22 protein-coding genes are annotated in these 18,301 nt (G+C 49.1%); all 22 read right to left on the reverse strand.

From position 1 onward, the window contains the following. Nucleotides 1–77: 77 nt before the first annotated feature. The 22 genes from rpmC to EBB54_RS19600 all read right to left on the reverse strand — a co-directional run bounded on the left by rpmC (nt 78) and on the right by EBB54_RS19600 (nt 17,999). Nucleotides 78–278 carry a 50S ribosomal protein L29 gene (gene rpmC, locus EBB54_RS19495; protein WP_016297792.1) on the reverse strand — a complete coding sequence of 67 codons (201 nt, stop codon included), beginning with the start codon at nt 276–278 and terminating at the stop codon, nt 78–80. Further along, complete coding sequence (gene rplP / locus EBB54_RS19500; RefSeq protein WP_004074857.1) at nt 268–705, reverse strand: 50S ribosomal protein L16; 438 nt, start codon at nt 703–705, stop codon at nt 268–270. The genes rpmC and rplP overlap by 11 nt, the downstream gene beginning before the upstream one ends. Then, the gene (gene rpsC / locus EBB54_RS19505; RefSeq protein WP_004074856.1) at nt 705–1,361 is read right to left on the reverse strand and encodes a 30S ribosomal protein S3; all 657 of its coding nucleotides are present in this window, start codon (nt 1,359–1,361) and stop codon (nt 705–707) included. The genes rplP and rpsC overlap by 1 nt, the downstream gene beginning before the upstream one ends. A gap of 11 nt (nt 1,362–1,372) precedes the next feature. Next, a complete protein-coding gene (gene rplV / locus EBB54_RS19510; RefSeq protein WP_004074855.1) occupies nt 1,373–1,759 on the reverse strand; it encodes a 50S ribosomal protein L22 in 387 nt (128 codons plus the stop codon). Nucleotides 1,760–1,788: 29 nt separating this feature from the next. Continuing rightward, nucleotides 1,789–2,070: a 30S ribosomal protein S19 gene (rpsS, locus tag EBB54_RS19515; RefSeq protein ID WP_004074854.1), complete on the reverse strand. Its 282-nt coding sequence runs from the start codon at nt 2,068–2,070 to the stop codon at nt 1,789–1,791. Between the two features lie 25 nt (nt 2,071–2,095). Next, nucleotides 2,096–2,938 carry a 50S ribosomal protein L2 gene (gene rplB, locus EBB54_RS19520; RefSeq protein WP_125128618.1) on the reverse strand — a complete coding sequence of 281 codons (843 nt, stop codon included), beginning with the start codon at nt 2,936–2,938 and terminating at the stop codon, nt 2,096–2,098. Between the two features lie 112 nt (nt 2,939–3,050). Next, nucleotides 3,051–3,350, reverse strand: coding sequence for a 50S ribosomal protein L23 (gene rplW / locus EBB54_RS19525; RefSeq protein ID WP_004074852.1), 300 nt, complete (start codon nt 3,348–3,350; stop codon nt 3,051–3,053). Beyond that, nucleotides 3,350–3,970, reverse strand: coding sequence for a 50S ribosomal protein L4 (rplD, locus tag EBB54_RS19530; RefSeq protein ID WP_004074851.1), 621 nt, complete (start codon nt 3,968–3,970; stop codon nt 3,350–3,352). Before rplD ends, rplW begins: the two co-directional genes overlap by 1 nt. Before the next feature lie 30 nt (nt 3,971–4,000). After that, the gene (gene rplC, locus EBB54_RS19535) at nt 4,001–4,684 is read right to left on the reverse strand and encodes a 50S ribosomal protein L3 (RefSeq protein WP_125128619.1); all 684 of its coding nucleotides are present in this window, start codon (nt 4,682–4,684) and stop codon (nt 4,001–4,003) included. A gap of 140 nt (nt 4,685–4,824) precedes the next feature. Further along, the gene (gene rpsJ, locus EBB54_RS19540; RefSeq protein WP_016297796.1) at nt 4,825–5,142 is read right to left on the reverse strand and encodes a 30S ribosomal protein S10; all 318 of its coding nucleotides are present in this window, start codon (nt 5,140–5,142) and stop codon (nt 4,825–4,827) included. 425 nt (nt 5,143–5,567) lie between these two features. Continuing rightward, on the reverse strand, nt 5,568–6,758 hold the full coding sequence (locus EBB54_RS19545) for an iron-containing alcohol dehydrogenase (protein ID WP_125128620.1): 1,191 nt from the start codon (nt 6,756–6,758) through the stop codon (nt 5,568–5,570). A 21-nt stretch (nt 6,759–6,779) separates the two neighbouring features. Further along, nucleotides 6,780–7,484 (reverse strand): HAD family hydrolase, encoded by a 705-nt coding sequence (locus tag EBB54_RS19550; protein ID WP_162307169.1) that lies wholly within the window; start codon nt 7,482–7,484, stop codon nt 6,780–6,782. Between the two features lie 18 nt (nt 7,485–7,502). Next, nucleotides 7,503–8,399, reverse strand: coding sequence for an EamA family transporter (locus EBB54_RS19555; protein ID WP_162307170.1), 897 nt, complete (start codon nt 8,397–8,399; stop codon nt 7,503–7,505). Between the two features lie 53 nt (nt 8,400–8,452). Further along, nucleotides 8,453–9,487, reverse strand: coding sequence for a nucleoside hydrolase (locus tag EBB54_RS19560; RefSeq protein ID WP_125128622.1), 1,035 nt, complete (start codon nt 9,485–9,487; stop codon nt 8,453–8,455). Continuing rightward, a complete protein-coding gene (locus EBB54_RS19565; protein WP_125128623.1) occupies nt 9,462–10,439 on the reverse strand; it encodes a carbohydrate kinase family protein in 978 nt (325 codons plus the stop codon). The genes EBB54_RS19560 and EBB54_RS19565 overlap by 26 nt, the downstream gene beginning before the upstream one ends. After that, on the reverse strand, nt 10,432–11,133 hold the full coding sequence (locus tag EBB54_RS19570) for a phosphoribosylanthranilate isomerase (protein WP_125128624.1): 702 nt from the start codon (nt 11,131–11,133) through the stop codon (nt 10,432–10,434). Before EBB54_RS19570 ends, EBB54_RS19565 begins: the two co-directional genes overlap by 8 nt. A 6-nt stretch (nt 11,134–11,139) precedes the next feature. Beyond that, complete coding sequence (locus tag EBB54_RS19575; protein ID WP_004074827.1) at nt 11,140–11,949, reverse strand: energy-coupling factor ABC transporter ATP-binding protein; 810 nt, start codon at nt 11,947–11,949, stop codon at nt 11,140–11,142. After that, complete coding sequence (locus tag EBB54_RS19580) at nt 11,946–12,800, reverse strand: energy-coupling factor ABC transporter ATP-binding protein (RefSeq protein WP_125128625.1); 855 nt, start codon at nt 12,798–12,800, stop codon at nt 11,946–11,948. Before EBB54_RS19580 ends, EBB54_RS19575 begins: the two co-directional genes overlap by 4 nt. A 16-nt stretch (nt 12,801–12,816) precedes the next feature. Beyond that, complete coding sequence (locus EBB54_RS19585; RefSeq protein ID WP_125128626.1) at nt 12,817–13,608, reverse strand: energy-coupling factor transporter transmembrane component T; 792 nt, start codon at nt 13,606–13,608, stop codon at nt 12,817–12,819. 62 nt (nt 13,609–13,670) lie between these two features. After that, complete coding sequence (locus EBB54_RS19590; protein WP_004074821.1) at nt 13,671–14,303, reverse strand: ECF transporter S component; 633 nt, start codon at nt 14,301–14,303, stop codon at nt 13,671–13,673. A 98-nt stretch (nt 14,304–14,401) separates the two neighbouring features. After that, nucleotides 14,402–15,136, reverse strand: a complete 735-nt coding sequence (locus EBB54_RS19595; protein ID WP_049946588.1) for a FadR/GntR family transcriptional regulator — start codon at nt 15,134–15,136, stop codon at nt 14,402–14,404. Nucleotides 15,137–15,413: 277 nt separating this feature from the next. Further along, the gene (locus EBB54_RS19600) at nt 15,414–17,999 is read right to left on the reverse strand and encodes a GAF domain-containing hybrid sensor histidine kinase/response regulator (RefSeq protein WP_125128627.1); all 2,586 of its coding nucleotides are present in this window, start codon (nt 17,997–17,999) and stop codon (nt 15,414–15,416) included. Nucleotides 18,000–18,301: the final 302 nt, after the last annotated feature.

The raw sequence follows: 18,301 nt of genomic DNA on the forward strand, positions 1-18,301 counted from the left end.
TTCGCTAAGCTCGATAATACCTCGCTAAGCTCAAAGAACGGCTTTCGTACTAGGCTCGATAATACCTTGCCAAGTTCTCAATGCCCTGCCTCAGTAATCAATGTCTGGATACGAGCGATATTCTTTCTCACTTCTTTGATTCTGCTTGTATTGTCTAACTGATTCGTCGCATTCTGGAATCTTAAGTTAAAAAGCTCTTTTTTAGCAGCTACTAATTCTTCTTTTAATTCTTCTACGGATTTTCCTCTTAATTCGTTTACAAATGTATTAATTTTCACTGTTATCACCGCCTTCTAATTCTGCGCGAGAAACGATTTTGCATTTGCAAGGTAATTTGTGCATTGCAAGACGAAGAGCCTCTTTTGCTACTTCCTCAGGAACGCCTGCGATCTCAAACATTACACGTCCTGGCTTTACAACCGCTACCCAGTACTCTAATGCACCTTTTCCGCTACCCATACGAGTTTCTGCTGGTTTTGCTGTCACTGGTTTGTCCGGGAAGATCTTGATCCAGACTTTACCGCCACGCTTGATATAACGTGTCATGGCAACACGGGCTGCCTCGATCTGATTGGACTTGATCCAGCATGGCTCCGCTGCGATGATGCCATATTCACCATAGGTAATCGTGTTTCCTCTGAGGGCTTTTCCCTTCATAGAGCCACGGAACTGTTTACGACGTTTTACTCTTTTTGGCATTAACATTATTTATCGCTCCCTTCCTTATCAGCTTTCGTCGGAAGAATCTCGCCTTTGTAAATCCAGACTTTCACACCGACCTTCCCGTAAGTTGTGTCAGCTTCTGCGAATCCATAATCAATGTCAGCTCTCAGTGTCTGAAGCGGAATGGTTCCTTCGCTGTAAAATTCAGTACGCGCCATGTCGGCTCCGCCGAGACGTCCTGCTACTGCAGTCTTTACACCGAGTGCGCCGGATTTCATTGTTCTGGACATGCAGGACTTCATAGCACGCCGGAATGAAATACGGTTTTCAAGCTGCTGTGCAATATTTTCAGCTACAAGCTGGGCATCCTTGTCAGGTCTCTTTACTTCCTTGATGTCCACGATCAGCTTTTTGTCGGTGTACTTCGCGAGCTCGCCTTTTACCTTCTCGATCTCTGCGCCGCCCTTGCCGATTACAACACCCGGCTTTGCTGTATAAACGATGATCTTCACACGGTCAGAAGCTCTTTCAATCTCGATCCTGGAGATTCCGGCACTGTATAATCTCTTTTTAAGAAATTTTCTGATCTCATGATCCTCCACAAGGTTGTCGGCGAAATCTTTTTCCGCATACCATTTGGAGTCCCAGTCTTTGATAATTCCGACTCTTAAGCCGTGAGGATTAACTTTCTGTCCCATTATTGCCCTCCTTATCTCTCATTCAGCACGATTGTGATGTGGCTCATTCTCTTTTCGATCCTGTAAGCCCTGCCCTGTGCCCTTGGTCTGATTCTCTTCATCGTCGGCCCTTTATTTGCGTAACACTCTTCAATATAAAGGTTCTCCGTACTCATACCGTTGTTGTTTTCAGCATTTGCGATGGCTGATTTTAATAATTTCTCTATAATACTGGAAGCGTATCTTGGGTTATAAGCCAAAATACCAAGCGCAGTCTTAACATCCTTGCCTCTGATGGCATCCAACACGAAACATGCCTTCTGAACAGATACCCGCGCATAGGAAATCTTTGCTGACGGCCGTGTATCTTTCTGCTCATTTCTATCTCTTTTGATCTGGGATCTATGTCCTTTTGCCATGGATAAACCCTCCTTTCAAATACTTGTTCTTATCTTACTTTGGATTTTTTCTCGTCTTTACCATGTCCCCTGTACGTCCTGGTTGCTACGAACTCTCCGAGCTTGTGTCCAACCATATCTTCTGTAACATATACCGGCACATGTCTTCTTCCGTCATGTACGGCGAATGTATGGCCGACAAATGACGGGAAAATCGTAGAACGACGTGACCATGTCTTTATAACTGATTTACTGCCGGATGCGTTCATAGCATCGACTTTTTTCAGTAAACTTTCATCTGCAAATGGTCCTTTTTTAAGTGAACGAGCCATAGGTTCTAACCTCCTTGTAAACTAATTATTTGATAGCTTTTCCATCTCTTCTTCTTACGATCAGCTTGTTAGAAGCTTTGTTCTTCTTACGTGTCTTAAGACCCAGCGCCGGCTTGCCCCATGGTGTTGACGGACCCGGACGGCCGATGCCTGTCTTGCCTTCACCACCACCGTGCGGATGGTCGTTGGGGTTCATTACGGAACCACGTACTGTAGGTCTGATGCCCATATGGCGTTTACGTCCTGCTTTACCGATGTTGATCAGGTTGTGCTCTCCATTGCCTACGACACCTACGGATGCTCTGCAGATGATCGGAACCATTCTCATTTCGCCTGAAGGAAGACGTAAGGTCGCGTACTTTCCTTCTTTTGCCATAAGCTGCGCGCTGTTTCCAGCGGAGCGTACAAGCTGTCCGCCTTTTCCCGGATACAGCTCAATGTTGTGGATCTGTGTACCAACCGGAATATTTACCAGCGGCAGGCAGTTTCCAATTCTTACTTCTGCTTCCGGTCCGTTCATGATCTTCATCCCATCCTTCAGTCCTTCCGGAGCCAGGATGTAAGCCTTCTCGCCGTCTGCGTAGCAGATCAGTGCGATGTTGGCTGTTCTGTTCGGATCGTATTCGATTCCGATTACGGTTGCCGGGATACCGTCTTTCTTTCTCTTGAAATCGACAATTCTATATTTTTTCTTAGCGCCGCCTCCGCGATGCCTTACTGTAATCTTACCCTGATTGTTGCGGCCGGCTGTTCTCTTCTTTGAAACCAGAAGGGACTTCTCAGGTGTTGCCTTTGTGATCTCTGAGAAATCAGAGCCAGTCATCTGTCTTCTGGAAGGTGTATATGGGTTGTATGTTTTGATTCCCATTACTGTCTCTCCTTTCGTTCGCTCTAATTATTAGTTTCACGGAATTGCACCGTATATATTGAACACTTAGCGAGGTTTTCTCGAGCTTAGTGTGAAAATACACTCACTCTGTCTATAACCCCTGGAAAATCTCAATCTCTGCGCTGTCCTCTGTCAGCTGCACGATCGCTTTCTTTGTCTTGGCAGTCTTTCCGTATACCATGCCGCGTCTCTTGTTCTTTCCGCCGCGGTTCATTGTATTCACGCTTGCTACCTTTGTTCCGGAGAACATCTTTTCAACAGCTTCTTTGATCTGGGTCTTTGTAGCTTCTGTGTGCACTAAAAATGTGTACTTCTTGTCGCCCATGATCTCCATACTCTTCTCTGTAATAACCGGTTTAAGGATTACATCATAATATTTGATATCAGCCATTATGCGTACACCTCCTCAATCGCTGCAACAACAGCTTTCGTTGCGATCACTGTGTTGTATTTCAGGATATCGTAAACATTGATTGTGTTGGTGTGTGCAGTCTTTACATCCGGGATATTTCTTGCGGAAAACTCTGCGTTCTTGTTGTCGTCTTCCAGCACTACCAATGCCTTGTTGATCTTTAAGTTGTCCAGAACGCTCTGGAACTTCTTTGTCTTGATCTCATCGAAATTGATCTCGTCGATCACGATGAACTTCTTCTCTTCTACTCTGGAAGAAAGCGCGGACTTCAAAGCAGCCCTCTTTTCCTTCTTATTCATCTTTACGGAGTAATCTCTCGGAACCGGAGCGAATACCACGCCGCCGCCTGTCCACTGGGGAGCCCTGGTTGAACCCTGTCTTGCATGACCGGTTCCCTTCTGTCTCCATGGCTTCCTTCCGCCGCCGGATACTTCAGAACGTGTCTTTGCCTTCTGTGTTCCCTGGCGGTTATTTGCAAGCTGGCTCACAACTGCTTTGTGTACAAGGTGATCATTGACCTCGACACCAAACACGGAATCGTTCAGATCGATCGTACCAACTTCTTTACCTTCGATATTATAAACAGATACTGTTGCCATCTGTGTGTTCCTCCTTTCTATGTTGTCAGATTATTTCTCAGCCTTTACTGTTTCTTTTACCGTTACGAGACATTTCTTCGGTCCCGGTACAGAACCCTTGACCAGCAACAGGTTGTTCTCTGTGTCAACCCTTACTACTTCCAGATTCTGAACAGTAATCTGCTTGTTTCCCATCTGACCAGGCATCTTCTTTCCTTTGAATACCTTGCTCGGATCGGATGCCGCACCGTTAGAACCAGCATGACGGTGATACTTGGAACCGTGGGTCATAGGCCCTCTGCTCTGTCCGTGACGCTTGATCGCACCCTGGAACCCTTTACCTTTTGAGATCGCCGTCGCATCAACCCTGTCTCCTGCAGCGAAGATATCTGCCTTGATCTCCTGAGCCAGTGCGTATTCTTCCGCATCTTCAAAACGAAATTCCTTTACAAATCTCTTGGAGGAAACGCCTGCCTTCTGGAAATGGCCTGCTTCCGCTTTGGTCGCGCCGTTTCTGTGGGCAACTTCCTTCTTGCCGCTCTTGTCCTTGCTGACGATCTTGTCTTTCATGTCAACAAATCCAACCTGAACTGCACTGTAGCCGTCGTTTTCCTCTGTCTTTACCTGTGTCACCACGCAGGGTCCTGCCTGGAGCACGGTTACAGGAATCAGGACTCCGTCTTCGTCGAAGATCTGGGTCATTCCAACTTTTGTAGCCAAAATAGCTTTCTTCATTATTATTACCTCCTGTGATTTACAGCGGAGCACATCTGTGCTCATCCTAAATTGTACCCAAAGGGCATCCCTTTTCTAAATTCTAATGTCCTTCGGACTACGGACTCATGTCCGACAGGGTATAGGATTCTGCTTATGAATTACTTGTTTTTCATCTTGATATCAATGTATACGCCGGCCGGCATCTCCAGTCTGGACAATGCATCTACTGTCTTCTGGGTCGGTGTGATGATATCAATCAGTCTTTTATGAGTTCTCTGCTCGAACTGCTCCCTGGAGTCTTTGTACTTGTGTACCGCCCGCAGGATTGTAACTACTTCCTTCTTGGTCGGAAGTGGTACCGGACCGCTCACCTGAGATCCGTTTTTCTTTACAGTTTCGATGATTTTTCTGGCAGATGCATCAACAAGCTGATGATCGTATGCCTTCAATGTGATTCTCATTACTTGACTTGCCATAAAAAAAGTCGCCTCCTTTTCGTACTATTCACTTCAGTACGACAAGCGGTGACTGTACACTCTCCCGTGTGTGTCGTGAGAAACATACACGTTACTTCTTACTGCGCCTTACGGCAGACCAGTAGTCTGTTGTGATTCGTACAGTGACTTGTCGCCAGTTTCCTAACTTGACATTCGCTCCACGGAAAACCTGCCCTCCTGCATGGTTCATGCACTTGGCAGCAACCTCACGCTTCAACGCTATCATGTCACAGCTTTTTCAGTATAACGAATACTTTTGAAAAATTCAAGTGGTTTTTTCGATTTTTTTATATTTTTTTCACAAACCCGGAAAAATGATGGAGATCCGCGCATTTCCGCCAAAAAGAAAGCAGAGGCTGCAGTTTATCGGCAGCCCCTCCTGTTTTGATCATGCATTCTTTTACTCATGCTTTTTTCTTTGCCAGTTCATAGATATTCCGGCAGTCTTCCCTGTTCAGCCTGACGATCCCGCCAATGCTGCAGTCCTCGCCGCAAAAGGCGATCCGATCCAGCATGTCTTCGATCCGGTCCGTGGGAATTTGAAATTCCTCAAAGGATACAGGCATCCCCAGCTTTTGAAAAAATGTCTCTGTCATTTCAATTCCCTTTTCCGCAGCTTCCAATGCATTGGTTCCGTCCCATTCCACTCCGAACACTTCCCTGGCGTATCGTGCAAAGCGCATCGGTTTTTTCCGATATACATACCGCATCCAGGCGCCCATAACCACGGACAGCGTCACGCCGTGGGGCGTGTCATACAGTGCGCTTAATTCATTTCCGATTTCATGCGTGGCCCAGTCCTGTACCCTTCCGATCCCTACCGTATTGTTGTGGGCAATGGTTCCGATCCACATAAGCTCCCCGCGGGCCGAATAGTCTGACGGTTCTTCCAGCACCTTCGGCCCAAGCTCCGTCAGCGTTTTTAAAATGCCCTCTGCCATGCGGTCGATCACACCGATTTCCTCATCCGGTGAAAAATACCGTTCGCAGACATGGGAAAACATGTCTACAATGCCGCAGGCAGTCAGGAACTTCGGAAGTGAGCAGGTCAGTTCCGGATCCATGACGGCAAGCACCGGACGTACAACGGGATGGCTGATCAGCAGCTTCTTTCCCACCTCCGTATTATTGACCACCGCCACCGCACTGGACTCGCTTCCCGTGGCCGGGCAGGTCAGGATGACCCCCACAGGCAGGGTTCTCTCCGGCTGTCTCTGTCCGGTAAAGAAATCCCAGACATCTGTATCCGCCGCTGCGCCAAGTCCGATTGCCTTGGCGGAATCAATCACGCTTCCGCCGCCAATGGCCAGAATAAAATCAATCTGTTCTTTTTTCGCCAGCCTGATCCCTTCTCTTACCAGGGAGAGCCTTGGGTTGGGAAGCACCCCGCCCAGTTCCGCAATCCGGATTCCTTCCGCTTTCAGCTGATTTTCAATTTCTGCCAGAAGTCCCGTATCATATAAAAATTTTCCGTCGTCATGATGGATCAGCACATTCTTTGCACCAAATAGTTTGATTTCCCGCGCCGTCTGTGCGACGGCATTTTTTCCAAATACAAATTTTGTCTGTATACAAATCGAAAAATCCTGAAGCATATCACACCTCTTCCATAATTATCATCCTTCCGGAGCGCCGCTGTTTCCGGAACCTTCTGCACTCGCATGGCCCTCCATGATCCTCATAAGCCCCTCCGGTTCCCATACCAGATAATCCGGCTGTTCTCTTCGAAGCATTGCTTCGTCCCCGTCCCCGTATGCAGCCGCAATACAGGAGATCCGGTTTTCTCTGGCCGCGCGTATGTCGCTCCACGTATCGCCCACATAAACGCAGTCTTTCTCCTGCATCTGATATTTTTCCAGAATATACGCAATCATCTCTTTTTTACTTTTTTCGGTTCCCTCGAAGGAATCCGGGGACACGCTCTCTTCAAAAAAAGGCTTCCACCCTTTCTTTAAAAAAATATTCTCCAGAGCTTCCCGCGGCTTCATCGTAATGATAAAATGTCTGACTCCCTGTTTTCTGGTTACTGCGATCAGTTCCTCGATCCCGGGATAATAGCAGGTATGGACATAGGGATTCATACACCGGTAATGTATACGGACAAGCTCCTCAAATCTGGCATACTGTCCTTCCCCCGGATAAGGCGTTAGCTTCCCGTATATTTCTTTTACAGATTTTCCCAGATTGCTGCTGTCTTTTGTAAATCCTTCGGGAAGCGTACCCCCGCACAGCTCTGCCGCATACCGCAGAGATTCCCACACGTCCTCGCCCGTATCCGCAAGCGTCCCGTCAAAATCCCATAATATTGCTTTCCATCTCATTTTTTTCATCCTTCACATTCAATCCGTGTTTCCTGATGCGTCAAAATGGCGAAAGCATGTCTTGCTCCACAGCGTACCGATCACGACCAGAAGCGACCCCGCCAGTATCGGAACCGTAATGCCTACGCCCAGCATAAACGAGGTCATCACCGTGGAGATGATCGGCAGGAAATTGGATGCCAGCACCACAAGAAGCATGTTTCCTTTTTTGATTGCCAGATTCCACATTACATTTGCGAGAGAGCCGACTACGACCCCGGCATACAAGATCTGCCCGGTCAGGTCTGCGGTAAAGCGCCTCGGTTCGTCTGTAAAAAACGCGATCGCCCCCAGCACGGCCGCCGTTATGACCATATAGATCCCAACTCCGTCCACCCGTTTCATACCCACATATTTTTTTGTAAGGTTCGTATAGATCCCCCAGGAAACCGCAACAACAAATCCCATGAGATACCCTGCCATGTCGTCGCCTGAGAGTACATTATGTAAAAAACCCGGCAGGTCCAGAACAGCCTCTCCCAGTTTTGCAACTATGATTCCCGCCATGCTGACGGACACGCCGCCGATCAGCCATGGGGATGCCTTTGCCTTTAAAATCGGTATTGTAAATATCAGCGTAAACAACGGCCATAGAAACCGTATCAGTACCAGTGTTACCACCGCCTCATCGCTCTCAACCATACTCATGGATACATAGGAAGAGGCGGTATAAATGATAAATAACCCGCCGCATATCGGCCAGTACCGCCTGGGAACGCTTCGCCACTCCTGAAGTCCTTCTTTTTTCACCCCCTGTTGGACAAGCACCACAATGCCGCCAATCAGGTTTACCAATGCCGCTGAGGTATACGCCCCAATGTTTGTGCTCAGATTTCTGGTGAAGATTGCACTTGTTCCCCATATGATGATTGTCAAAAACCCTATCAGGGTATATTTTCTGGTTCCGGCAAACATGCGCATTCCCCCAATTAATTATACTCTTCCGGACGTGCACCGTCCGCCCCGCAGTGACATGTACTTTGAGCTTCCCCTTGGTTATAATTTTCCAGCGTCCGATACAGGAGCTCCATAAATCCCGGGAAATCCAGTTCCAGGGCGCCCTCCGCATTCGGCTTCTTTCCGCGGAAGTCCATCTGCGGTTCCCTGTGCAGGTCGATCTCTGGTTCCACACCGCGCAGATGCCGGTAATCGCATACCGTCATCCCTCTTGTCAGCTCTCCTTTGAGCTCTATGTCAATGTGCATATCTGCCGCCTTGATCAAAGACGGGTCGATCAGCCATGCCACCGCGCATGCGTCGTGCATATTGGCACCGGAAAGCGATGCGCTCTTAATCGTCGTATCAATGAAAAATTCCGTCAGATCCGCCGCAAGGTGAGCCGCTTTTGTCCCGATCTCACGGAATTTCTTTACATGCTCCGCGGTCAGGCAGCATTGCCGGGTCAGGTTGATGCCGCACATTTTTATATGAAGTCCAGAGTTAAAAACCTTGTATGCTGCTTCCGGGTCAACAAAAATGTTAAATTCCGCAGCCGGAGTCCAATTTCCAAATGTAACCGAGCCGCCCATGATGCTCAATTCCTTTACACGCCCGACAATCCTCGGCTCTCTGTTGATCGCAGCCGCGATATTGGTCAGCGGTCCCGTCGCAATCAGCGTCACATCGTCCGTATTCATCACCGTTTCCACAATAAAATCGACAGCATGCTGCTTCTGCGGTTTTACCGCCGGCTCCGGAAGCACCGGGCCGTCCAGACCGGTTTCCCCATGGAACTGGGGCGCCGTTACAAGGGGTACCGTTGTGGGGTTTGAGTGTCCGGCATAGACCGGTATATCGATCCTTTCCAGAACTTCCAATACCTTCAGTGCATTTTTTGTTACATTTTCCAGCGTACAGTTTCCGCCGATTGTTGTGATTCCAAGCACATCCAGATGCTGTGCCGCCAGCATGATGGCAAATGCGTCATCATGCCCCGGATCACAGTCCAATATTACCTTTTTCATCCTGCTCCTCCTCTAAAAATTCATCTAGTTCTTTTTTCCTAGGGCATCCCCTGGCCCCTTTTTTCGCCACGGTAAAGCCGGAGACCGCATTTCCCCATACCAGGCACTCGCCGAGCGGCTTTCCTTCCAGCATTGCAAAAATAAATCCCGCATTATATACATCACCGGCTCCCACCGTATCTTCTACCTTCACTTTGAACGCCGGCGCAATGGCTTCTCCCTCCCTGAAAAAGCCAATGGAGCCTTCTTTTCCGTTTCTTACGATCACAGTCCTTTTATCGCTCACAAAACTTCGGGCGTTTTCCTTCCAGTCCCCGTCTCCGAGCCAGGCAAATTCATCCGTACCTGAACCCAGCAAAACGGTCGTATACCGGATAATCTCGCGGACTGCTTTTTCATATTCCGGTTCCAGACAGCCGTTATCCACACGCAGGTTCAGATCAAAGGAGGTCGGAATCCCCCGCTCGTATGCTTCCCTGAAGATCCTTATGATGGTCTTCCGGGCGGAAGTATCGTACACCAGAGACATCCCGGAGGAATGTATCCAGCTTCCTTCCATCAGCTTTTCAAGGGAAATCTTGTGTTCGTCCAGGACCTTGAACGCCTGGTTCTCCCTCGGCCATCCCCACAGGTATCGTTCCCCGTATTCATCAATAAAGGCAAACACCCCTACCGTGTTCAGATCCGGCTCCACAACCAGCTGGGATATATCCACGCCTTCTTTTTCAAAATCGGCCCGGATGTATTTTCCATACTGGTCGTCACCGATGGTTCCCACAAACGAAGTGCACACGCCCAGTCTTGCAAGCGCGACTGCGGTGTTGGACGAGGTTCCGCCTCCTTGAAGAGACGGAGACGGATATTCAACCATGGTCCTCTCCTCGTTCAGGTATTTGGGATAGGGCACGATAATGTCCACGTTGGCATCCCCCAGCACAAATACCCTACGCATTTTGAGACGCCTCGATAAATGCTTTTACCTTTGCCGGATCTTTGCAGCTTCCTGTACGCTTCTCCTCGTCCTCGTAGTTGGTAAGGCTGAAAGAATCCACTCCGTACGGGTGTGTGATATGGATCGCCTCCGCCACATTTTCGGCATCCAGTCCGCCCGCAATGATACAGGGTACTTTTGTGCTTTCAATAATCGCCCGGTCAATCTCCCTGTCGTGAGTCAGCCCTGTCGCCCCGATATCCCCTGCCTGGGGCGCTTTGGTATCGATCAGGAAGAAGTCGCTGACTGCCTCATAATCTTTGATATACTGCATGACCTTCTGCTCTTCCAGCGGCACGCCCGCCAGCACCGGAATCGCCTGCATGATCCGAAGCCCTGGAAAGCGGTTTTTCAATTCCTGTACCTGATCTGGTTTGATCCCCTCGATATCCCCTGATAAGTGCAGGACATCCGGCAGAACCACTTTCAGGTTTTCGGTAATCTCCTCAATGTCTTCCGCTACGGTCAGGCCGATCTTCACCGCCTCAGGCTGTACTCCTTCGAAGATCTCTTTCGCCTTCTCACAGGTGAGCTGCCCCGGCGTCCTCTTGATCTTGCCGTAGGATACGCCGATATGATGTCCTCCCATATCGATGACCATTCTTGCATCCTCTACCGTCCTGATTCCATAAATCTGAATTATCACATCTGCCATAGCTTTTTACCCCTTTCTGCATGCTTCAAACGCTTCTATAAATGCTTCTGTTGTAAATACAGTTTCTTTTAATCCGGCTCCCTGTGCCACTTTGGTGATGGGCGGCGGAGTGACAAAGCTTTGTTTCAGTGTCTCCACCTGTGAAAATACTTCTTCTGTCTTTCCGTCTAACAGCACTTTTCCTTTACACATGACAACGACTCTTTTGAAATTGTCCACCACAAACTTCATATCATGGGAAATGGTGATGCATAGCTTTCCTTTTTCCTTCAGTTCGCTGATGATCCGTCTCAGTCTCAGGTTGCCTTCTACATCCTGTCCGCAGGTCGGTTCGTCAAAAATCAGCGCGTTCGGGTTCATCATGATAATGGCGCCGATGGTACAGAATTTTTTCTCCGTAGAAGTCAGGTCAAATGGATGCAGATCCAGCTTTTCTTTCAGTCCTACCAGTTCGGACACCCATTCCATCCGTTCCCGGATCTCTTTTTCCGGCATTCCGATCCGCTGGGGGCCAAATTCAAATTCCTTCTGAACGGATTCCAGAAAAAGCTGGTCGTCCGGATTCTGGAACACATAGCCGACTTCTTTTGACCAACTGGCCGTAGAACGGTTTGCTATGCTTTCCCCGTTGATCAGGACATCCCCTGTCGTGGGCCGCAGGATTCCGTTAAAATGCTTTACAATGGTGGTTTTTCCGGCTCCGTTTTGTCCAATGATCGCAACCGGTTCCGTTCCTTCGATCACCAGGTCAATCCCTTTTAAGGCTTCGTCTCCCGTAGGATAAACATGCCGCATATTTTTCAATTCAATTTTCATCCGGTCAAAGCCTCCTTTACAAGTTCTATGGCCGGCTCCTCCATAATTTCCGCTTCCCGCCGGGTATATCCTTTTTCTTTTAACGCCTGACATACTTTTACATAATCAGGAATCCCGATATGGTGCTTTAACATTTCCGGATCACGGAAAATATTCTGGGGAGTGTCGATTGCCGCAACCTCTCCCGCATCCAGCACCAGAATCTTGTCCGCACACCGCGCAACGCGTTCCATCTCATGGTCTACCATAATGACCGTGATCCCTTTTTGATTCAGGCCCTTTACAATGTCAAAAATCTCTTCGCTTCCAAGGGGGTCCAACTGTGTGGTACATTCGTCCAGCACCAGGATTTTGGGTTCCATGATAAATGTAGAGCCAAACGCCACTCTCTGCACCTGCCCGCCCGACAATTCCAACGGGTTCTTGTGGATGATGTGGTCGATGCGCATCAGCCTGGACACGTATTCCACCTTCTCCTTCATCACTTCCCTTGAAACGCCGCGGTTTCCCAGGCCGTACGCCAGTTCCTCCGCAACCGTTCCGGCCGTGTATGACAACTGGTTGAACGGGTTCTGGAATACAAGTCCGATTTCCGCAGACAACTGCGCGATGGAACTGTCCTCAACTTTCAGATCCCCTACATGTACCTCGCCGGACATTTTTCCCACAAAATAATGTGGAATCAGTCCTACCAGGGCGTTGCAAAGCGTGGATTTTCCCGATCCATTTGCTCCGATGATGCAGAAAAAGCTTCCCTCTTCCACCTGAAAACTGACATTTTTCAGCGCCTTCCGCTTTGTCTGCCTATATCGGAAGCTAAAGTCTTTCACTTCTAATACTACTTTTCCCAACTGCCGCACCCCCCCCCTAAATCATATTGAGCTTCATCAGAATCGTGAGAACGATAACTGCTGCAAAAAACAGGATCAAAATAAATTTCAGAACCTTATCTGCTGTTGACTTTGTAACCTCCACATAACTGGTCTGCTTCACCCCTGTGATTCCGAATCCCCTTGTCTCCAGCGTCATTCCTCTCTCCTGCGCATCTGTCAGGGAAGACATGACAACCGGGCCGAGGAGCGGGATATAGGCTTTCACCCTCGCTATAATTCCGCCTCCCGTTTCCACCCCTCTTGCACTTTGAGCTTCCTGGATCACACTCATTCTTCTCTGCATCTGGGGGACAACGTTTAAACTCGCCAGCACCAGATATCCGGCTTTCGGAGGCAGCCCGGTGGCTGTCAGCGCAGCCACCAGCTTTCCGGTGTAGGTCGTTTTGTTCATAATATAAAAGCTTCCCAGGAATACCAGCAGTGTACTGATGATCTTTGCCGCGTACAGTACGCCTTCCAGCCCTACCTTTGCAAATCCGAGATCCGCTATAAATGTGACGTTTTTCGGGCTGTAGCACCCCTGGATAAACATGAGCATGACCGTGATCGGGATTCCGAATCCAAACATGATTTTTGCAAACTCTTTCAGCATCTTCGCGCTTCCCGCCACAAAGAACAGCAGTACGATCACTCCCAGTCCCAGCCAGGAATTTGGAAATATCAGGGTACCGAGCCCCAAAGAAAATACCGCCAATATCTTCGTCATGGGATTCAGATTTTCCACAAACGTATTTTTCGCTACAAACGAATTGGATACTTTTTCCATAAATAACCTCCTGTGATATCTCTAATACACAGATTTTTTATAACGGTATTCCGCCCCGATCATCAATCCTCTTCTTCATCATCGTCTTCAGCATCCGCAGCATACTGGCTCAGGAACCGCTTCGGGATCTTCTTTACGATGATAAACGCGATCAGGAATGCAATTCCCTTGTCCACCAGGTTTTCAATCATGGCAGAGGAAAGTACGGAAGTCACAATGTCCTTGGTGGCTGCGATCAATGTTGCCGTCAGAACGGATGAACCTGTCACTCCTGTTGCTCCCCCGTATACGCAGATCGTAATGGTAGAAGCAGCAGCCACATTGGTCAGCGTACATGCCAGCCAGGTCAGGACAGCTCCCCAGATCTTCTTGAACAATCCGGCCTTTACCATGTAGCCTGTCACCAGACCGCAGAGGATGCTTACGACAGAGTACGGAAGATACACCGGATTCGCGACAAGCGCCAGGAATACATTTGTCAGCAGACCGCACAGCGCAGAAACCCATGGACCGGATAAGCAGGCAATTACAATCGTTCCGATCATGTCCAGGAACAGCGGGAGCTTCAATGCCGAACACAATGTCCCTCCGATCAGGTTGATTCCTACCGCAATCGGAATCAGCACCAGCGACTTCGTTGAAAACTGCGCTTTCAACCCCTCCATAAACGTCATCTTCTTTTTCTTTTTGGCCATTTTTTTGCCCTCCTTCTTTTTTGTAACTTGTATGATGTAATACAAGTTGTTTTCTTAAAATATCATGCGCCGCCGCCCATGATATCTTAATTCGTTGTTCACTTTACTCCCTCGACCTCTACCGCATCCAGCATGGATTTTGTGATCTTTTTCAATTCTTCTGCATTCCGGTTCTCAATGCATTCTATGATCTTTCCATGGTACTCGAGCCCGTCCTTTGCCCCCTGCTCTGTCAGCGTCCCGGACATAGCGGAGTTCATGACATCCTTTGCAATATTGCTGATCTTGATGATAAACGGATTATCCGTCATCTCGTACAGCTTCATATGGAAGTTCAGATCATATTCCTTGTATTTCCCCAGGTTCTTCTTATTGTAATAATACGACATCTTATCCAAATATTTTTTCAATATGGAGATGTCCTTTTCGGTTGCCTTTTCGATCAGTATATCTATGATTCCAACCTCGATGATCTTCCTGTACTCCAACACGGCGCGTATATCGTCGTTATTCAGAAACAGCATAGGTGTCATGGACTTCAGATAGCTGTTGGAGGTCACGGTCTTCACGAATGTTCCCTTCCCCTGGAATGTCTCCACCACATTGATGGCAACCAGCTTCTGGATGGCCTCCCGGATGGTAATGCGGCTGACTCCCATCGCTTTGGTCAGCTCATTCTCCGAGGGAAGCTTCTCGCCGGGTTTCCATTCCCCCATCTCAATCTTCATTAGTAGCTGTTCAAATACCTGCTCCTTGATATCCTGCTTTTTCAGGCTTTCGAATCCTTTGTACTGCATCCTTTTCTCCCGCTGCTGCATGTTGTACTTTTCCATATCTATTTCTATATCAACTTCCTTTATAATACAATATTTACAGAATTTGTCAATAGCTTTTGCGAAATTTGTATGATGTATTACAAGTTTTGTCGAATTTATACGAATCCCATGCTATATTTTTATCTAATATGCTTAAAAGGCTGTACTTCCTGGATGAGCTTCATAAAGTCTAAATCCGTCTATCCTGAGTTTGTAAAACCAGCACTTCTATTGGATGCAACGGTGAAAATAGTTTCCCATTGCATCCAACACTCCTTTCCGCTCCCGGCACCTGTCAGCGCCCCAGCCGGCACATGACCCTGAACATTTTGCCGGTATCCACCGGCTTCGCCAGATGTTCATTCATTCCCGCATCTTTTGCCATTGCGACGTCCTCATCAAAGGCGTTGGCCGACAGGGCTATGATGGGCACGGTTTTCGCGTCCGGCCGGTCCAGACTGCGGATCACGCGGGCCGCTTCATATCCGCTCATCACCGGCATCATCAGATCCATGAGCACACAGTCAAAGGTTCCCGGTGTGGATGCCGCGAACGCATCCACGGCGGCCTTTCCATCGTTGGCAGTGACGACCCTCGCGCCTGCATCCTCCAGCATAAACTCCACGATCTCGCAGTTGATCTCGTTATCCTCCACCAGAAGGACACACATTCCGGCAATATTGCTCCGTACATTCCGCTGCTCCTCGTCCGCAGGCTGTGCGCTCCACGCCTTGTCAACCCGGATGGGCAGCGTGACCCGAAATACGCTCCCTCTGCCGACCTGGCTGTCTACCTCAATGGTTCCCTTCATCTGTTCTACCAGCTTCTTCACAACAGACATTCCGAGCCCAACGCCGTTATAGTTGGTTCTTGCATCCGGATGTTCCTGGGTAAAGGGCTCAAAGATATGCTTTTTGAACTCCTCCCCAATGCCGATTCCGGTATCTTCGATCACAAACCGATATTCTGCGGTACCGCCCTGGCAGGAGAGCTCCTTTGCCTGCACAAATACAGAGCCGTTGACCCGATTATATTTGAGCGCATTGTCGATGATGTTCATCAGGATCTGCATGACATGGAGGGAATTTCCGATCACTCTGCTGTGCTGCAGTTCGGCCTCCTCCAGCTCCAGCCGAACCCCTGCCTCCTCCGCCTGGGCAGACAAAATCGCGATGCAGTTTTCCAATGTGCCGCGAAGGTCAAAAGGCTCCTCTGCCGTCTCCTTTCTGCCGCTCTCCAGCTTGCTGACCTGGAGAACATCGTTGACCAGGGAAAGCAGATGCTCCGTTGAGATACGGATTTTTTCCTGACACACCCTCTGCCTGCCCGGATCATCCTGGCTTTTCTCCATGATGGCCAGCATGCCCATAATCCCGTTTATGGGCGTGCGGAGATCGTGGGACATGTGGGAGAGAAATTCGCTCTTTGCCGAGTTTGCACGGCGGACCTTCTCCAGCAGTTCCATGATGGCCTGCTCCTGCTTCTTCCTTGTCACCATGGTCTCGGTGATATCCTGATGGTAACCGTTCAGGCAGGAACCGGGTTTTTTGAATTTTTTATCCGGCACACCGCCGCAGCGGACATAGATTTCCCCAAGCTCCGGGTGATTCCAGGGATACACCACCTCGGAACGGCCGTTTTCCTGCATCTCCCGCACCGATTCCTGCACCATCTCCACATAGCCCGGCTTGATGTTTTCAAACCAGTGCCGGTAGCATTCCTCGGGCTCAATCAGATCCGACACTCCCAGGAGTATCCGCATGGTATGATCCGCATACATCCGCGGCTCGCAGCCTTCCTCCAGCTCGATTGTCCAGATACCCGTTCTGGCCCCTTCCAGGATATCCCCCAGGCTCTGCCTTGCTTCCAGTTTATACTTTTCCTCCTGCTCCACCACGGCATTGGCATCCCTTTGCGCAAAAATCACACAGTCCTCTTCTCCTGCCTTCCCCGTGGCCGAAAAATGGATCTCCATGTATTTCAGGCCGTAGGAATTGTCTTTCACCTGATACCGGACGTCGAACTTCTTCTTCCTCCTGAGCCGGGAGAGCACATAGTCTTTTTTCGTCACGGCGCGGAGCCTTTCCTGATCCCGAGGAACCACGCACCGGGAAATATACTGCTCCATAGCCGCCTGGTACCCTTCCTCAAAATTGATGTCAAAGTCCTTCCTCATCTCCTCGTTGTCCCGGTATATCACGCATTTGCCTGTGTTGAAATCCACCTGGTAAATACCCAGATAGTCCACACTGAGGGCATGGAGGACATCATAGCTCCGCTTCTGAAGCTCACGGACCAGGTTGCGTCGTTTCAGGGAGGAGACGATAAAGTATGCCGCAGTCTGGAGCATATTCGATGCGTACTCCAGCGACTTCGCAGGCGGATTGTCCACGCCGTAAAAACCGATAATCTTTTTGCGGTCAAAGAGGGGAACCACCACAAGGGAATGGATGTCCTGCCGTTTCAGGGTCGCATACATAATGGGGTCATCTTCCTTGATGTCTTCCAAGTTCTTGATAACGATATACTTGCTGACACCGAAATTCTGATACCAGGAAGCGCACACCTCCGGAGGAAGATCCTGAAGATTCTCCTTCTCCGGCGCTACCCCTTCTGCCACCCATTCATAGGTGTTGTCATCTCCGCCGGACTCGTTCTTCTCAAATATGTAGGTCCGAGCCCCATTCAGCGCTTTTCCCAGATGCTCCAGCAGCACCTCCAGCGACTGGTCAGGGGTCGGCTCCAGCAGTGCGACGCGAAGCCCTTCATTGATGACAGCCTCCAGATTCTGAACGCTCTGCATACCGCTGTGCTGCTCATGGCCTCCGGCGTCCGGCGCTCCTCCGCCGGTTGGTTCAAAATATTCTCTTGAATCACGCATTCCCATTTCCTCCATATGTTCTATACTGGGTGAATACCAGCATTTATCCCAGATTATTTTCTTTCATATTATGAGTAAGAGAGCTTCCTCTTTCATCCAATTTATCCCACTCTCTTCCGATTCCATTACATTATAACAGATTTTCACAAACCTGCAACCGCCGTGTTGGCATTGTTCCTATAAAGTCTGCGAAAGGTTACTGTTCACACGGTGTCGTGCACTTGCTGCACGGCATCCGGCCAATTCAGTGATGGGGCGGGCATCCAGCCCCTCGCCGTCAGGCGACTTTTCAATGGGCTGGA

Origin of the sequence: Schaedlerella arabinosiphila (genome assembly GCF_003885045.1) — a bacterium.
Classification (GTDB): Bacteria; Bacillota; Clostridia; order Lachnospirales; family Lachnospiraceae; genus Schaedlerella; species Schaedlerella arabinosiphila.

Bases quoted from the DNA above. Each gene is read 5' to 3' on its own strand.
- rplP (WP_004074857.1), bottom strand. From the start codon at position 705: ATGTTAATGCCAAAAAGAGTAAAACGTCGTAAACAGTTCCGTGGCTCT.
- rpsC (WP_004074856.1), bottom strand. From the start codon at position 1,361: ATGGGACAGAAAGTTAATCCTCACGGCTTAAGAGTCGGAATTATCAAA.
- rplV (WP_004074855.1), bottom strand. From the start codon at position 1,759: ATGGCAAAAGGACATAGATCCCAGATCAAAAGAGATAGAAATGAGCAG.
- rpsS (WP_004074854.1), bottom strand. From the start codon at position 2,070: ATGGCTCGTTCACTTAAAAAAGGACCATTTGCAGATGAAAGTTTACTG.
- rplB (WP_125128618.1), bottom strand. From the start codon at position 2,938: ATGGGAATCAAAACATACAACCCATATACACCTTCCAGAAGACAGATG.
- rplW (WP_004074852.1), bottom strand. From the start codon at position 3,350: ATGGCTGATATCAAATATTATGATGTAATCCTTAAACCGGTTATTACA.
- rplD (WP_004074851.1), bottom strand. From the start codon at position 3,970: ATGGCAACAGTATCTGTTTATAATATCGAAGGTAAAGAAGTTGGTACG.
- rplC (WP_125128619.1), bottom strand. From the start codon at position 4,684: ATGAAGAAAGCTATTTTGGCTACAAAAGTTGGAATGACCCAGATCTTC.
- rpsJ (WP_016297796.1), bottom strand. From the start codon at position 5,142: ATGGCAAGTCAAGTAATGAGAATCACATTGAAGGCATACGATCATCAG.
- EBB54_RS19545 (WP_125128620.1), bottom strand. From the start codon at position 6,758: ATGCTTCAGGATTTTTCGATTTGTATACAGACAAAATTTGTATTTGGA.
- EBB54_RS19550 (WP_162307169.1), bottom strand. From the start codon at position 7,484: ATGAGATGGAAAGCAATATTATGGGATTTTGACGGGACGCTTGCGGAT.
- EBB54_RS19560 (WP_125128622.1), bottom strand. From the start codon at position 9,487: ATGAAAAAGGTAATATTGGACTGTGATCCGGGGCATGATGACGCATTT.
- EBB54_RS19565 (WP_125128623.1), bottom strand. From the start codon at position 10,439: ATGCGTAGGGTATTTGTGCTGGGGGATGCCAACGTGGACATTATCGTG.
- EBB54_RS19570 (WP_125128624.1), bottom strand. From the start codon at position 11,133: ATGGCAGATGTGATAATTCAGATTTATGGAATCAGGACGGTAGAGGAT.
- EBB54_RS19575 (WP_004074827.1), bottom strand. From the start codon at position 11,949: ATGAAAATTGAATTGAAAAATATGCGGCATGTTTATCCTACGGGAGAC.
- EBB54_RS19585 (WP_125128626.1), bottom strand. From the start codon at position 13,608: ATGGAAAAAGTATCCAATTCGTTTGTAGCGAAAAATACGTTTGTGGAA.
- EBB54_RS19590 (WP_004074821.1), bottom strand. From the start codon at position 14,303: ATGGCCAAAAAGAAAAAGAAGATGACGTTTATGGAGGGGTTGAAAGCG.
- EBB54_RS19595 (WP_049946588.1), bottom strand. From the start codon at position 15,136: ATGGAAAAGTACAACATGCAGCAGCGGGAGAAAAGGATGCAGTACAAA.
- EBB54_RS19600 (WP_125128627.1), bottom strand. From the start codon at position 17,999: ATGCGTGATTCAAGAGAATATTTTGAACCAACCGGCGGAGGAGCGCCG.